The organism is Streptomyces sp. NPDC026092 (assembly GCF_040638605.1).
Taxonomy (GTDB): Bacteria; Actinomycetota; Actinomycetes; order Streptomycetales; family Streptomycetaceae; genus Streptomyces.
In genome coordinates, this window is record NZ_JBEZYN010000005.1 from 144620 (window position 1) to 158727 (window position 14108).

Below are 14108 nucleotides of genomic sequence, written 5' to 3' on the forward strand. Positions count from 1 at the left end.
GGGTTCTGGCAAGGGGAAAGGCCCTGCTCCCTGATCCGGCCCGATCCAAACGAGAGGCTCTAGCTCCAGCGGCCCGTACGGCCGAGGAGCAGGGCCGTGGCAGCCGTACCCGCCGTGGACGTACGCAGGACACTCCGCCCCAGTCGGTACGGCTTCGCGCCCGCCTCCTCGAAGGCCGCCAACTCCTCGGGGGAGACGCCCCCTTCGGGCCCGACGACGAGCACGATCTCGCCCTCGGCGGGGAGTTCGGCGTCGGCGAGGGCGCCGCTGGGGTGGTCCCGGTCCTCGTGGAGGACGGCGGCGAAGTCGGCGCCGGCGAGGAGCGCGGCGACCTGCTTCGTGGTCATCGCGTCGGCGACCTCGGGGAAACGCGTGCGGCGCGACTGCTTCCCGGCCTCGCGCGCGGTGGCCCGCCACTTGGCGAGGGCCTTGAGCCCGCGGTCGCCCTTCCACTGGGTGATGCAGCGGGACGCGGCCCACGGCACGATCGCGTCGACACCGGTCTCCGTCATGATCTCGACGGCCAGTTCGCCCCTGTCGCCCTTGGGCAGCGCCTGGACGACGGTGATACGGGGCGCGGGCTCGGCCTCCTCGTACGTGGCGGAGACCTGGACGGTCAGCTGGTCCTTGCCCTCGGCGGCGAGCACGACACAGTCGGCCCAGGTGCCGCGCCCGTCGGTGAGGACGAGCTCCTCCCCCGCGCGCAGCCGCTTCACGGCGACGGCGTGGCGGCCCTCGGGGCCGTCGAGGAGGAAGGTGCCGGTGCCGGGGACGGCCTCGACGACGAAGACGGGTGCGGTCATGGGGCGGAGCTCCTGTGGGCCTGCGCGGTCAGTGCGGTGTCGAGTTCGGCGGCCAGCACCTCGACGAGCTGGCCGGCGGGGAGGTCGCGGGCGAGCCGGTGCCCCTGGCCGGCCCACAGGGCCATGCCCTGCGCGTCACCCGCGGTGGCGGCGGCCTTGCGGAGGGGGGCGGTGAGGTGGTGGACCTCGGGGTAGGCGGCGGGGGCGTACGGCCCGTGCTCGCGCATGAAGCGGTTGACGAGCCCGCGCGCGGGGCGCCCGGAGAAGGCGCGGGTGAGCTCGGTGCGGACGAAGAGCGGGTTGGTCAGGGCCTGCTTGTGCACCACATGGGCGCCCGATTCGGGGCAGACCAGGAACGCGGTGCCGAGCTGGGCAGCGTCGGCCCCGGCGGCGAGGGCGGCGGCGATCTGGGCGCCACGCATGATCCCGCCGGTCGCGACGATCGGCAGCTGGACGGTCTCCCGGACCTGGGTGACGAGCGTGAGGAGCCCGGTCCCGGCGAGCGCGCCGTCCGGGTAGTCGCGGTGCGTGCCCTGGTGCCCGCCGGCCTCGATGCCCTGCACGCAGACGGCGTCGGCCCCGGCCCACTGGGCGGCCTGGGCCTCGTCGGCGGAGGTGACGGTGACGACGGTGAACGTACCGGCGCGGGCGAAGGCCTCGAAGGTGTCGCGGTCGGGGCAGCCGAAGGTGAAGGAGACGACGGGCACGGGGTCGTCGAGCAGGATCGCGAGCTTGGCGTCGTAGGCGTCGTCGCGCCCGCTGTCGGGGTCGCCGAGCTCCGTCTCGTACCAGGTGGCCTCGCCGGCGAGCTGGTGCCGGTACACCTCGACGGCGGCGGGGTCGGCGTGCTGTCCGCCGGGCGGCATGAAGAGGTTGACGCCGAAGGGCTGCCCGGTCAGCCCGCGCACCTGCTTGATCTCCTGGTACAGCCCGCCGGCGGTCTTGTACCCCCCGGCGAGAAACCCGAGCCCACCGGCCTCGCACACGGCCCCGACGAGCTGCGGACTGGCGGCGCCACCTGCCATGGGGGCCTGCACGATCGGGTACCGGGAGAGATCGTTCAGCGCGGTGGACATGCAGGCATCGTGCCATACGGCAGGGCGGCACCCGCTCCTCGCGAACGCCGCCCTGCGCCAGGCACAACGTAGGCCTACCGGCCGTTGAACGCGTCCTTCAGACGCGAGAACAGCCCCTGCTGCCCCGGCTGACTGTGCCGGCCCGGGGGACAACCCCCGGACCCCCGGCAGGCACGCCTACCGCCCGTTGAACGCGTCCTTCAAGCGCGAGAACAGCCCCTGCTGCCCCGGCTGGAACTGACCCGTGGGCCGCTCCTCGCCGCGGAGCTTCGCGAGCTCGCGCAGGAGCCGCTCCTGCTCGGCATCGAGCTTCGACGGGGTCGTCACCTCGACGTGGACGATCAGGTCGCCGCGGCCGCCGCCGCGCAGGTGCGTGATGCCGCGCCCGTGCAGCGGGATGGACTGACCGGACTGGGTGCCCGGGCGGATGTCGACCTCCTCGAGCCCGTCGAGCGTCTGCAGCGGCACCTTCGTGCCGAGCGCGCCCGCCGTCATCGGGATGGTCACCGTGCAGTGCAGGTCGTCGCCGCGCCGCTGGAAGGTCTCGTGCGGGACCTCGTGGATCTCCACGTACAGGTCGCCCGCCGGGCCGCCGCCCGGGCCGACCTCGCCCTCGCCCGCGAGCTGGATGCGGGTGCCGTTGTCGACACCGGCCGGGATCTTCACGGTGAGCGTGCGCCGCGAACGGACCCGCCCGTCGCCCGCGCACTCGGGGCACGGGGTCGGGACGACGGTGCCGAAGCCCTGGCACTGGGGGCAGGGGCGGGAGGTCATGACCTGGCCCAGGAAGGACCGGGTGACCTGCGAGACCTCACCACGGCCGCGACACATGTCACAGGTCTGCGCGGAGGTGCCGGGAGCGGCGCCCTCGCCCGAACACGTCGTACAGACGACGGCCGTGTCGACCTGGATGTCCTTGGTCGTGCCGAAGGCGGCCTCGTTGAGGTCGATCTCCAGCCGGATCATCGCGTCCTGGCCGCGCCGGGTGCGCGAGCGCGGCCCGCGCTGCGACGCCGTACCGAAGAAGGCGTCCATGATGTCCGAGAAGTTCCCGAAGCCACCCTGGCCGAAGCCGCCGGCACCACCGGCGCCGCCGGACGCGGACAGCGGGTCGCCGCCGAGGTCGTAGACCTGCTTCTTCTGCGGGTCCGACAACACCTCGTACGCGGCGTTGATCTCCTTGAACCGTTCCTGCGTCTTCGGATCGGGATTCACATCCGGGTGCAGCTCGCGCGCGAGCCGCCGGAATGCCTTCTTGATCTCGTCCTGGGACGCGTCGCGGCGTACGCCGAGTACGGCGTAGTAGTCCGTGGCCACTTACGACTCCGCCAGGATCTGTCCGACGTAACGTGCCACTGCGCGTACCGCTCCCATCGTTCCGGGGTAGTCCATGCGGGTCGGTCCGACCACGCCGAGTTTGGCGACTGCCTCGTCGCCCGAACCGTAGCCGACCGCGACGACGGACGTGGAGGTGAGGCCCTCATGGGCGTTCTCGTGCCCGATCCGTACGGTCATGCCCGAGTCCTTGGCCTCGCCGAGCAGCTTGAGGAGCACGACCTGCTCCTCGAGCGCTTCGAGCACAGGCCGGATCGTGAGGGGGAAGTCATGGCCGAAGCGGGTGAGATTGGCGGTACCGCCGATCATCAGCCGCTCCTCGTGCTCTTCCACCAGGGTTTCGAGCAGGGTCGCGAGCACGGTCGAGACCGTCCCGCGGTCCTCCATCTCCTCGAAGGACTCCGGGAGATCCTGCACCAGTTGCGGCACGTCCGCGAAACGGCGGCCGACGACCCGGCTGTTGAGCCGGGCGCGCAGGTCGGCGAGGGAGGTCTCGCCGAAGGGCGCGGGGCAGTCGATGACGCGCTGCTCGACGCGCCCGGTGTCCGTGATGAGGACGAGCATCAGCCGGGCGGGCGCCAGCGCGAGCAGCTCCACGTGCCGGACCGTCGAGCGGGTCAGCGACGGGTACTGGACGACGGCGACCTGGCGGGTCAGCTGCGCGAGCAGCCGGACCGTGCGCCCGACGACGTCGTCGAGGTCGACGGCTCCGTCGAGGAAGTTGTGGATCGCGCGCCGCTCGGGCGTCGACAGCGGCTTGACGCCGGCGAGCCGGTCGACGAAGAGGCGGTACCCCTTGTCGGTCGGGATGCGGCCGGCGCTGGTGTGGGGCTGGGCGATGTAGCCCTCGTCCTCCAGGACGGCCATGTCGTTGCGCACGGTGGCGGGCGAGACGCCGAGCTTGTGGCGCTCCGTGAGCGCCTTGGAGCCGACGGGCTCCTCCGTCCCGACGTAGTCCTGGACGATGGCGCGCAGCACCTCGAGTCTGCGTTCGCTGAGCATCGCGCACACCTCCAGCTCGTCGTATCGGGTTGCTTCGGTTGCTCCGCATTTGGCACTCGCCCTGCCCGAGTGCCAGGAATCCCCCGGCCAGTGTACGGCGGCGGGCATCGCTCCTGGCAAGGAGGCCGCCTCGGAGTCGGCGTCGGAGGTCGGGTCGTCGCGGATTCGGGGGGCGGGTCTTTGCGGATAGCGTCGCGGTATGGATGTCGCTTGGGAAGAGTTCGGCTGGGAGCGGCTCGCGGACGGCGTGGGGCGGCGCAGGCTGCCCGGCTGGGACGCCACGGTGGGCCTGGTGGTGGGCGAACAGGCGGTACTGCTGTACGACACGGGCTCGACGCTGCGGGAGGGAACCGCTCTGCGCACCCAGATCGAGGGGCTGACCGGGGGCCGAAGAGTGACACACATCGCACTGAGCCACCCCCATTTCGATCATGTACTCGGCACGGCGGCGTTCGCGGGGGCGGAGGTGTACGGGGCGGTGGGCGTGGACGCGCTGCTGCGCCGGGAGGGCGGCGAGCTGATGGCGGACGCGGTACGGCACGGGGTGGACGCGTTCGCGGCGGCGGAGGCGGTGGACGTGCTGGTGGCGCCGCACCACGTGGTCTCCGGGGAGTGGACGCTGGACCTGGGCGGCCGGCAGGTGCTGCTGGCGAACGTGGGCCCGGGCCACACGGCGCACGACCTGACGCTCCTGGTCCCGGGTGAGCCGGAGATCGTCTTCTGCGGGGACCTGGTGGAGGAGTCGGGGGAGCCGCAGGCGGGCCCGGACGCGATCCCGTCCCGCTGGCCGGACGCCCTGGACCGGCTACTCGCCCTGGGCGGCGAGGACGCGGTGTACGTACCGGGCCACGGGGCGGTGGTGGACGCCACGTTCGTACGACGCCAACGCGAGGAACTGGCACGGCGCTTCGCCGTCGCATAACGTCACGCGAATGCGCAGCTACAACCCGGACCTGACGCCCCCCTGGAAGCGATCCGCCCCGGTGCCGGAGGTACCGGCGGAGGTGGACCTCGTGGTGGAGGAGGTATCGACGGGGTTCTGCGGGGCGGTGATCCGCTGCGAGGCGGGCACGGTGACGCTGGAGGACCGCTTCGGCAAGCACCGGGTGTTCCCGATGGACCCGAGGGCGTTCCTCCTGGAGGGCAAGCCGGTGACGCTGGTACGCCCGGCGTCGGGCCCCGCGCGCTCGAATCGCACGGCCTCGGGCTCGATCGCGGTCCCGGGGGCGCGGGCGCGGGTGGCACGGGCGGGCCGGATCTACGTGGAGGGCCGGCACGACGCCGAACTGGTGGAGCGGGTCTGGGGCGACGACCTGCGGATCGAGGGCGTGGTGGTGGAGTACCTGGAGGGCATCGACGACCTCCCGGCGATCGTCGCCGACTTCGCCCCGGCGGCGGACGCCCGCCTGGGCATCCTGGTCGACCACCTGGTCCCGGGCTCGAAGGAGTCCCGCATCGCGGCCCAGATCTCGTCCCCGGACGTCCTGATCGTCGGCCACCCTTACATCGACATCTGGGAGGCGGTGAAGCCGTCGTCCCTGTCCATCGAGTCCTGGCCGAGGATCCCCCACGGCCAGGACTGGAAGACGGGCATCTGCGAGGCCCTGGGCTGGCCCCCCAACACAGGCGCGGCCTGGCAACACATCCTGTCGAAGGTCACGTCCTACAAGGACCTGGAACCCCAACTCCTGGGCCGAGTAGAAGAACTGATCGACTTCGTCACGGCCCCGTAGCCCGGCGAGACAGCATCGACTCCCCCCACACCGTTGTGGGCAATCGTTCCGCAGGGCTGGGGGTCCCCCCAGGACGAAGTCCTAGGGGGAGGGTGGGCACAACCCACGGGGCGGTGCCTGCTCAGGCCCCTCGCACGGGGTGGGCGCGCTCGAAAGGCCCCGCAGCCCCGCCCCGGGGCCGGCGGCCTAGTCGACCAGGTCGCGGACGACCGCGTCGGCCAGCAGGCGGCCCCGCAGGGTCAGGACCGCGCGCCCCTCCCCGTACGCCCCGGCGTCGAGGAGCCCGTCCTCCAGGGCCTTGCGAGACGCGGCCAGTCCGTCCGGACGCAGGAGCTCCAGCGGGCACCCCTCCCGGAGCCGTAGCTCCAGAAGGACACGCTCCACCCGCCGGTCCTCCGCCGACAGGACCTCCCGGCCCGCACCCGGCGACCTACCGGAGGACAGCGCCGCCGCATACGCCCCCGGATGCTTCACGTTCCACCACCGGACACCGCCCACGTGCGAGTGCGCCCCCGGCCCCGCGCCCCACCAGTCGGCGCCCCGCCAGTACAGCTCGTTGTGCAGGCACCGCCCGGCCTCGGACGTGGCCCAGTTCGAGACCTCGTACCAGTCGAAGCCGGCCTCCGCGAAGACGGAGTCGGCTATCAGGTACCGGTCCGCATGCACGTCGTCGTCCGTCATCGGCACCTCGCCCCGCCGGATCCGCCGCGCCAGCTGCGTCCCCTCCTCGACGATCAGCGCGTACGCGCTGACATGGTCGGGGCCCGCCCCGATCGCCGCCTCCAGCGACGCCCGCCAGTCGTCGTCGGACTCCCCGGGCGTCCCGTAGATGAGGTCCAGGTTCACGTGCTCGAAGCCCGCTGCCCGCGCCTCGGCGACGCACGCCTCGGGCCGGCCCGGCGTGTGCGTCCGGTCGAGGACCTTCAGGACGTGCTGGCGGGCGCTCTGCATGCCGAAGGACACCCGGTTGAAGCCACCGGCCCTCAGCTCCTCCAGGTACGCCGGGTCCACCGACTCCGGGTTCGCCTCCGTCGTGACCTCGGCGTCGTCCGCGAGCCCGAACTCGTCCCGGATCGCCCCCAGCATCCGTACGAGATCCCCGGCGGCGAGCAGCGTGGGCGTACCCCCGCCGACGAAGACGGTCCGCACAGGGCGCGGGTCGTCACCGAGCACCTTCCGGGCGAGGCGTATCTCCTCGACGACCTGCCCCGCGTAGTTGTCCCGGGAGGCGAGCACGCCGCCGGCACCGCGCAGCTCGCTCGCGGTGTACGTGTTGAAGTCGCAGTAGCCGCACCGCGTCGCGCAGTACGGCACATGCAGATAGAACCCGAGCGGCCGCTCCCCGGCCCCTTCCAGGGCGTGTGCGGGAAGCGCCCCGTCCTCGGGCATGGGCTCACCATCGGGCAGTACGGAAGGCATGAGCCCATTGTCCCGTACCGCCCGACGAAGCCGACCGCCCTGTGGATAACCCCACGAGGGCCGGCCCAGGGGCCCCGGAAGGGCTACGCCTCCCGCGCCCCCGCGTACATCTCCTCGATCAGGTCCTTGTACGTCCGCTCCACCACCGGCCGCTTCATCTTCAGCGACGGCGTCAGCTCACCGTGCTCGACGTCGAGGTCGCGCGGCAGCAGCCGGAACTTCTTGATCGTCTGCCACCGCTGCACGCCCTCGTTGAGCCGGTCCACGTACCCCTGGACCATCTCCTGCGTCTGCCGGGCGGCGACGACCTCCGCGTACGACTTGCCCGCGAGGTCGTGCTCGGCGGCCCAGCCGAGGATGGCGGGCTCGTCGAGGGCGATGAGCGCGGAGCAGTAGTTCCGGTCGGCGCCCAGGACGACGATGTTCGAGACGAACGGGCAGACGGCCTTGAACTGGCCCTCGATCTCGGTCGGCGCGATGTACTTGCCTCCCGAGGTCTTGAACAGGTCCTTCTTGCGGTCGGTGATCCGCAGGTAGCCGTCGGCGGACAGCTCACCGATGTCGCCCGTGTGGAACCAGCCGTCCGCCTCGAGCACCTCGGCGGTCTTCTCGGGCAGGCCGTGGTAGCCCTCCATGATGCCGGGGCTGCGCAGCAGGATCTCGCCGTCGTCGGCGATCCGGACCTCGGTGCCGGGCAGCGGCTTGCCGACGGTGCCGGTGCGGTACGCCTCGCCCGGGTTGACGAAGGACGCGGCGCTGGACTCCGTCAGGCCGTAGCCCTCCAGGATGTGGATGCCCGCGCCGGAGAAGAAGTAGCCGATCTCGGGCGCCAGCGCGACGGAGCCGGAGACGGCGGCGCGCAGCCGGCCGCCGAAGGCCTCGCGGAGCTTCTTGTAGACCAGCGCGTCGGCGACCTTGTGCTTCGCCTCCAGGCCGAAGGGCGCGGAGGCCGTGCCGGTACGGCGGAAGTTGTCCTGGGTGACCTTGGCGTACTCGCGGGCCACGCCCGCCGCCCACTGGAAGATCTTGTACTTGGCGGGGCCGCCCTCGCGCGCCTTGGCGGCGACGCCGTTGTAGACCTTCTCGAAGATCCGGGGCACGGCGGCCATGTAGGTCGGCTGGACCACCGGCAGGTTCACGATGATCTTGTCGATGCGGCCATCGACGGCGGTGACGTGGCCGACCTCGATCTGCCCGGAGGTGAGCACCTTGCCGAAGACGTGCGCGAGCGGCAGCCAGAGGTACTGGACGTCGTCCTGCGTGACCAGGCCGGTCGCGGCGATGGCCTTGGCCATGTACGACCAGTTGTCGTGCGGGAGGCGGACGCCCTTGGGCCGGCCGGTGGTGCCGGAGGTGTAGATGAGGGTGGCGAGCTGCGTGGAGGTGATGGCCGAGACGCGCTCCTTGACGGCGTCGGCGTGCCGCTCCAGGTACGCCTGGCCGCGCTTCTCCAGTTCGGCGAGGGAGAGGACCCAGTCGTCGCTCTCGACGCCCGTCGGGTCGATGACGACGACGTGGTGGAGGCCGGGCAGGTCGGCGCGGGTCTCGCGGGCCTTGGCGACCTGCGCCGCGTCCTCCGCGATCAGCACCTTGGACTCGGAGTCGGAGAGGATGAACGCCGACTCCTCGGCGTTGGTCTGCGGGTAGATCGTGGTGACGGCGGCTCCCGCGCACATCACGCCGAGGTCGGAGAGGATCCACTCCACCCGGGTGGAGGAGGCCAGGGCGACGCGCTCCTCCGCCTGCACCCCCAGGTCGATCAGACCTGCGGCGATGGCGAAGACCCGCTCGGCGGCCTGCCCCCAGCTGAGCGACTTCCACTCGTCCGGACCCTGGCCGGAAACCGCCGGAACCGGATAGCGATAGGCCTCCGCATCAGGAGTCCGCTCGACGCGCTCAAGGAAGAGGGTCGCCACGGAGGGCGGCCGGTTCTCGATCAAGGTCTGTGTGTCGCTCACGACGTCCTCCGGGCGGCGGCGGTGCCTGCGGGTGGTGCGATCTGGCGGTGCGTATCTAACTGGCGAGTAACCTTCGATTCGGGGATCAGAGTAGATGGCCGAAGTCCGACGCGTAAGAGCCTGGCGGCCGACTCTTCATACCCGGTTGATAACAGAACGAACGCCGAACGGGCCCCCGCACTGTCCGCGCGGAGACCCGTTCGATGTATCAGTCAGCTAAACAGCCGATCACTTCTTGCTCTTGCCGCCGGCGGAGTCGTCGCTCGACAGGACGGCGATGAAGGCCTCCTGCGGGACCTCCACGGAGCCGACCATCTTCATCCGCTTCTTGCCTTCCTTCTGCTTCTCCAGCAGCTTCCGCTTACGGGAGATGTCACCGCCGTAGCACTTGGCGAGGACGTCCTTGCGGATGGCGCGGATGGTCTCGCGGGCGATCACCCGGGAGCCGATCGCGGCCTGGATGGGCACCTCGAAGGCCTGCCGCGGGATGAGCTCGCGCAGCTTGGCGACGAGCCGCACACCGTACGCGTACGCGGCGTCCTTGTGGGTGACGGCGGAGAAGGCGTCGACCTTGTCGCCGTGCAGCAGGATGTCGACCTTGACCAGGCTGGACGCCTGCTCGCCGGTGGGCTCGTAGTCGAGGGAGGCGTAACCGCGCGTCTTGGACTTCAGCTGGTCGAAGAAGTCGAAGACGATCTCGGCCAGGGGCAGGGTGTAGCGGATCTCGACCCGGTCCTCGGAGAGGTAGTCCATGCCGATCAGGGTGCCGCGACGCGTCTGGCACAGCTCCATGATCGCGCCGATGAACTCGCTGGGGGCGAGGATCGTGGCGCGCACGACGGGCTCGAAGACGTCGTTGATCTTGCCTTCGGGGAACTCGCTCGGGTTGGTGACCGTGTGCTCGCTGCCGTCCTCCATGACCACGCGGTAGACCACGTTGGGGGCGGTGGCGATCAGGTCGAGCCCGAACTCGCGCTCGAGCCGCTCACGGATCACGTCGAGGTGGAGCAGACCCAGGAAGCCGACGCGGAAGCCGAAGCCGAGCGCGGCGGAGGTCTCCGGCTCGTAGACCAGCGCGGCGTCGTTGAGCTGCAGCTTGTCGAGGGCCTCGCGGAGGTCCGGGTACTCCGAGCCGTCCAGCGGGTAGAGACCCGAGAAGACCATCGGCTTGGGGTCCTTGTAACCGCCGAGGGCCTCGGTGGCGCCCTTGTTCAGGGAGGTGATCGTGTCACCGACCTTGGACTGGCGGACGTCCTTCACACCGGTGATGAGGTAGCCCACCTCGCCGACGCCGAGACCGTCGGACGGGGTCATCTCCGGCGAGGAGACACCGATCTCGAGCAGCTCGTGGGTGGCGCCGGTCGACATCATCTTGATGCGCTCGCGCTTGTTGAGCTGCCCGTCGACCACTCGCACATAGGTCACGACACCGCGGTACGAGTCGTACACGGAGTCGAAGATCATCGCGCGGGCGGGCGCGTCGGCGACGCCGACCGGGGCGGGAACGTCCCGGACGACCCGGTCGAGCAGCGCGTCGACACCGACACCGGTCTTCGCGGAGACCTTGAGCACGTCCTCGGGCTGGCAGCCGATGAGGTTGGCGAGCTCCTCGGAGAACTTCTCCGGCTGCGCGGCGGGCAGGTCGATCTTGTTCAGTACGGGAACGATGGTGAGGTCGTTCTCCATCGCGAGGTACAGGTTCGCGAGGGTCTGCGCCTCGATGCCCTGGGCCGCGTCGACGAGCAGGATCGTGCCCTCGCAGGCCGCCAGGGACCGCGAGACCTCATAGGTGAAGTCGACGTGCCCGGGGGTGTCGATCATGTTGAGGATGTGGGTCTTCCCCTGGCCCTCGCCCTCGGTGGGCGCCCAGGGAAGACGCACCGCCTGGGACTTGATCGTGATGCCGCGCTCGCGCTCGATGTCCATCCGGTCGAGGTACTGGGCGCGCATCTGCCGCTGGTCGACCACACCGGTCAGCTGGAGCATCCGGTCGGCGAGTGTGGACTTGCCGTGGTCGATGTGCGCGATGATGCAGAAATTGCGGATCAACGCCGGGTCGGTACGGCTCGGCTCAGGCACGTGGGTAGGAGTCGCGGGCACGCAAGGTCTCGTCTCGGGGCGATGGTCGGTTGGATACGTAGGCTCCATCGTCCCACGAGTGGGAGCCACCGCTCGGTTTGGGCAGAGCTTCTATGCCCTGATAACGTGGACAGCTGTGTCTCGTACGCCCTCTCAGCGATGGGGCACACCTCAGAAACAACACCGAACCTGAAAAGGCTCTTTTCGTGGCGAACATCAAGTCCCAGATCAAGCGGAACAAGACGAACGAGAAGGCGCGCCTGCGCAACAAGGCCGTCAAGTCCTCGCTCAAGACCGCGATCCGCAAGGCCCGCGAGGCCGTCGCCGCGGGTGACGTCGAGAAGGCCGTCGTGGCTTCTCGCGCCGCCTCCCGCGCGCTCGACAAGGCTGTCTCGAAGGGTGTCATCCACAAGAACGCCGCCGCCAACAAGAAGTCGGCGCTGGCCACCAAGGTTGCCACCCTGCAGGGCTGAGCCCCTCTGATGTAACGCCGGACGGGACCCAGCGGGCCCTCTCTCCCGCTCCCACCCGGCACCCCGGACTCGCGCGCGACACGCGTTCGCCACGCGTGCACGAGCCCACCAGTCATACGACGAAGGCCCCGCCTGTTCCTTCCCCAGGAACACCGGGGCCTTCGCCGTACCCGAACCCCGTCCTTGGGGACGGCCCCCCAGGACCGGGGGGCACCGCCCACCCTCCTGAGGCGCCACGTGCTTGGGGGCGGCTCCCCAGGACCGGGGGCACCGCCCACCCTCCTGAGGCCGGGGCGCAGCCCCAGGCCCCACCGCGGCGCGAAGCTGCCGCATCCCGTCCCGGGGCAGGGAGGGACGCGGGCCCCACCGCGGCGCGAAGCTGCCGCGTCCCGTCCCTGGGCCGGGCGCAGCCCCAAGCACCACCGCAGCGCGAAGCCGCCGCGTCCCGGCGGGGGCCGGGGCGGGACGCGGGCCCCACCGCGGCGCATAGCTGCCGCGTCCCCTCCCGGGGCCGGGCGCAGCCCCAGGCCCCACCGCGGCGCGAAGCTGCCGCGTCCCGGCGGGGGCCGGGGCGAAGCCCCGGATGGACCTCAACCTCCACCAGCCCCCGGCAGGGTTTCGGGAAGGGGCGGGGTGGGGGAATCAACCGCCCCCGGCGCAACGCACCCGCACCCGCACAGCCCCCGGCCCCGGCGGTACCGGCCCGGCCCGGTACCCGGCCCGGTACCGAACCGGCCCGCGCCCGGACCGAACCCGTACCCGGGCCCGCGCCGCTACCGCCTCAACCTCGCCGCCCGAGCCACCGCGACCACCGCCTTCTCCAGCGCGTACTCCGGGTCGTCCCCCCCGCCCTTCACGCCCGCGTCCGCCTCCGCCACCGCGCGCAGCGCCAGCGACACCCCGTCCGGGGTCCAGCCCCGCATCTGCTGCCGCACGCGGTCGATCTTCCACGGCGGCATCCCCAGCTCCCGCGCCAGATCCGCCGGCCGCCCGCCCCGCGCCGACGACAGCTTGCCGATCGCCCGGACGCCCTGCGCCAGCGCGCTGGTGATCAGGACCGGCGGGACGCCGGTCGAGAGCGACCAGCGCAGCGCCTCCAGCGCCTCCGCCGCCCGCCCCTCCACCGCACGGTCGGCCACGTTGAACGACGACGCTTCCGCCCGCCCCGTGTAGTACCGCCCGACGACCGTCTCGTCGATCGTCCCCTCCACGTCCGCCGTCAGCTGCGACACCGCCGCCGCCAGCTCCCGCAGATCGCTGCCGATCGAGTCCACCAGCGCCTGGCACGCCTCGGGCGTGGCCGACCGCCCGATCGCCCGGAACTCCTGCCGTACGAACGTCAGCCGCTCTGCCGGCTTCGTCGTCTTCGGGCAGGCCACCTCCCGCGCGCCCGCCTTCCGCGCCGCGTCCAGGAGGCCTTTCCCCTTGGCTCCGCCCGCGTGCAGCAGCACGAGCGTGATCTCTTCGATGGGCGCGTCGAGATACGCCTTGATGTCCTTGATCGTGTCCGCGGAAAGGTCCTGCGCGTTCCGCACGACCAGCACCTTGCGCTCGGCGAAGAGCGACGGGCTCGTCAGCTCCGCGAGCGTCCCGGGCTGGAGCTGCTCGGAGTTGAGGTCGCGTACGTCCGTGTCGGCGTCGGCGGCTCGCGCAGCCGCCACCACCTCCTGGACCGCGCGGTCGAGGAGCAGGTCCTCCTGGCCCACGGCGAGCGTGACGGGGGCGAGGAGATCGTCGTTCGAATTCTTCCTGGTGGCCATCGCGAACCAGCATCCCACGCGCCACTGACACCGATCCCCGGCACCGATCCCCATGCCCGAGAATGGCGCGGTGAGTGAACGACACGTACTGGTACTGCCCGACCGCGACGCCGCCGAAGAGGTGGCCGAGGAGCTCCCCGCCCGCTTCGGCGTCGCCGAGGAGCCCCAGCTCCTACGGGACGCGCTGGCCGGCGAGGACGACGCCGAGGACGCGCAGTGGCTGGTCGTCGTGGAGGACCCGGAGGGCCGGCTCGACTCGTCGGCGCTGGACGAACTGGCGGCGGAGTACGAGGGCTGGCTGGAGGCCCCGTAGAGGGCCCCAGCGCAACGCTCAGCTCCCGCCGCTCCCCGCCAGATCGATCTCGATCGTCGTATGGCGGCCGACGTCCAGGAAGTCGCTGGAGCGCAGCTGGTCGTCGCGCATCTGCACACCGGTGTCGATGGACGCGGCGTCGCAGCACGCGAGGTCC

Annotated in this window: 12 protein-coding genes and 1 pseudogene; 4 read left to right on the forward strand and 9 right to left on the reverse strand. The window is 71.3% G+C overall.

Annotation, left to right across the window (positions count from 1 at the left end; translation table 11 throughout):
* Window positions 1–59 precede the first annotated feature (59 nt).
* From AB0F56_RS10165 to hrcA, 4 genes are all read right to left on the reverse strand, one after another.
* The gene (locus AB0F56_RS10165) at window positions 60–803 is read right to left on the reverse strand and encodes a 16S rRNA (uracil(1498)-N(3))-methyltransferase (RefSeq protein ID WP_362006458.1); all 744 of its coding nucleotides are present in this window, start codon (window positions 801–803) and stop codon (window positions 60–62) included.
* Window positions 800–1879: a nitronate monooxygenase gene (locus AB0F56_RS10170; protein ID WP_362006461.1), complete on the reverse strand. Its 1080-nt coding sequence runs from the start codon at window positions 1877–1879 to the stop codon at window positions 800–802. Before AB0F56_RS10170 ends, AB0F56_RS10165 begins: the two co-directional genes overlap by 4 nt.
* Before the next feature lie 177 nt (window positions 1880–2056).
* On the reverse strand, window positions 2057–3196 hold the full coding sequence (dnaJ, locus tag AB0F56_RS10175) for a molecular chaperone DnaJ (protein ID WP_362006463.1): 1140 nt from the start codon (window positions 3194–3196) through the stop codon (window positions 2057–2059).
* Window positions 3197–4216 carry a heat-inducible transcriptional repressor HrcA gene (gene hrcA / locus AB0F56_RS10180; RefSeq protein ID WP_362006465.1) on the reverse strand — a complete coding sequence of 340 codons (1020 nt, stop codon included), beginning with the start codon at window positions 4214–4216 and terminating at the stop codon, window positions 3197–3199.
* 199 nt (window positions 4217–4415) lie between these two features.
* Here hrcA and AB0F56_RS10185 point away from each other — a divergent pair, with 199 nt between their 5' ends.
* Together AB0F56_RS10185 and AB0F56_RS10190 are read left to right on the forward strand one after the other, a co-directional pair.
* The gene (locus AB0F56_RS10185; RefSeq protein WP_362006468.1) at window positions 4416–5138 is read left to right on the forward strand and encodes an MBL fold metallo-hydrolase; all 723 of its coding nucleotides are present in this window, start codon (window positions 4416–4418) and stop codon (window positions 5136–5138) included.
* 10 nt (window positions 5139–5148) lie between these two features.
* On the forward strand, window positions 5149–5949 hold the full coding sequence (locus AB0F56_RS10190) for a DUF3097 domain-containing protein (protein ID WP_362006471.1): 801 nt from the start codon (window positions 5149–5151) through the stop codon (window positions 5947–5949).
* Window positions 5950–6135: 186 nt separating this feature from the next.
* Here AB0F56_RS10190 and hemW read toward each other — a convergent pair whose 3' ends face one another.
* The 3 genes from hemW to lepA form a co-directional block, all read right to left on the reverse strand.
* The gene (hemW, locus tag AB0F56_RS10195; RefSeq protein WP_362006939.1) at window positions 6136–7338 is read right to left on the reverse strand and encodes a radical SAM family heme chaperone HemW; all 1203 of its coding nucleotides are present in this window, start codon (window positions 7336–7338) and stop codon (window positions 6136–6138) included.
* Window positions 7339–7451: 113 nt separating this feature from the next.
* Entirely contained in the window at window positions 7452–9326 is a 1875-nt protein-coding gene (locus tag AB0F56_RS10200; RefSeq protein WP_362006474.1) for a long-chain fatty acid--CoA ligase, read from the reverse strand.
* A gap of 228 nt (window positions 9327–9554) precedes the next feature.
* Complete coding sequence (lepA, locus tag AB0F56_RS10205) at window positions 9555–11426, reverse strand: translation elongation factor 4 (RefSeq protein ID WP_362006477.1); 1872 nt, start codon at window positions 11424–11426, stop codon at window positions 9555–9557.
* 185 nt (window positions 11427–11611) lie between these two features.
* Between lepA and rpsT the strand changes: the two genes are divergently transcribed.
* Window positions 11612–11878, forward strand: coding sequence for a 30S ribosomal protein S20 (gene rpsT / locus AB0F56_RS10210; protein ID WP_055643511.1), 267 nt, complete (start codon window positions 11612–11614; stop codon window positions 11876–11878).
* 773 nt (window positions 11879–12651) lie between these two features.
* On the opposite strand, the gene holA is transcribed toward rpsT, so the two are convergent.
* Entirely contained in the window at window positions 12652–13638 is a 987-nt protein-coding gene (gene holA, locus AB0F56_RS10215) for a DNA polymerase III subunit delta (RefSeq protein WP_362006480.1), read from the reverse strand.
* Between the two features lie 70 nt (window positions 13639–13708).
* On the opposite strand from holA, the gene AB0F56_RS10220 reads away from it, so the two are divergent.
* On the forward strand, window positions 13709–13951 hold the full coding sequence (locus tag AB0F56_RS10220; protein ID WP_362006482.1) for a hypothetical protein: 243 nt from the start codon (window positions 13709–13711) through the stop codon (window positions 13949–13951).
* Window positions 13952–13999: 48 nt separating this feature from the next.
* On the opposite strand, the pseudogene AB0F56_RS10225 reads toward AB0F56_RS10220, so the two are convergent.
* Window positions 14000–14092: pseudogene (locus AB0F56_RS10225) on the reverse strand (YceI family protein); the annotation flags it as partial.
* Window positions 14093–14108 lie beyond the last annotated feature (16 nt).

Excerpts from the sequence above, each read along its gene's own strand:
- AB0F56_RS10165 (WP_362006458.1), bottom strand. The coding sequence starts at position 803 with ATGACCGCACCCGTCTTCGTCGTCGAGGCCGTCCCCGGCACCGGCACC.
- AB0F56_RS10170 (WP_362006461.1), bottom strand. The coding sequence starts at position 1,879 with ATGTCCACCGCGCTGAACGATCTCTCCCGGTACCCGATCGTGCAGGCC.
- hrcA (WP_362006465.1), bottom strand. The coding sequence starts at position 4,216 with ATGCTCAGCGAACGCAGACTCGAGGTGCTGCGCGCCATCGTCCAGGAC.
- AB0F56_RS10185 (WP_362006468.1), top strand. The coding sequence starts at position 4,416 with ATGGATGTCGCTTGGGAAGAGTTCGGCTGGGAGCGGCTCGCGGACGGC.
- AB0F56_RS10190 (WP_362006471.1), top strand. The coding sequence starts at position 5,149 with ATGCGCAGCTACAACCCGGACCTGACGCCCCCCTGGAAGCGATCCGCC.
- hemW (WP_362006939.1), bottom strand. The coding sequence starts at position 7,338 with ATGCCCGAGGACGGGGCGCTTCCCGCACACGCCCTGGAAGGGGCCGGG.
- holA (WP_362006480.1), bottom strand. The coding sequence starts at position 13,638 with ATGGCCACCAGGAAGAATTCGAACGACGATCTCCTCGCCCCCGTCACG.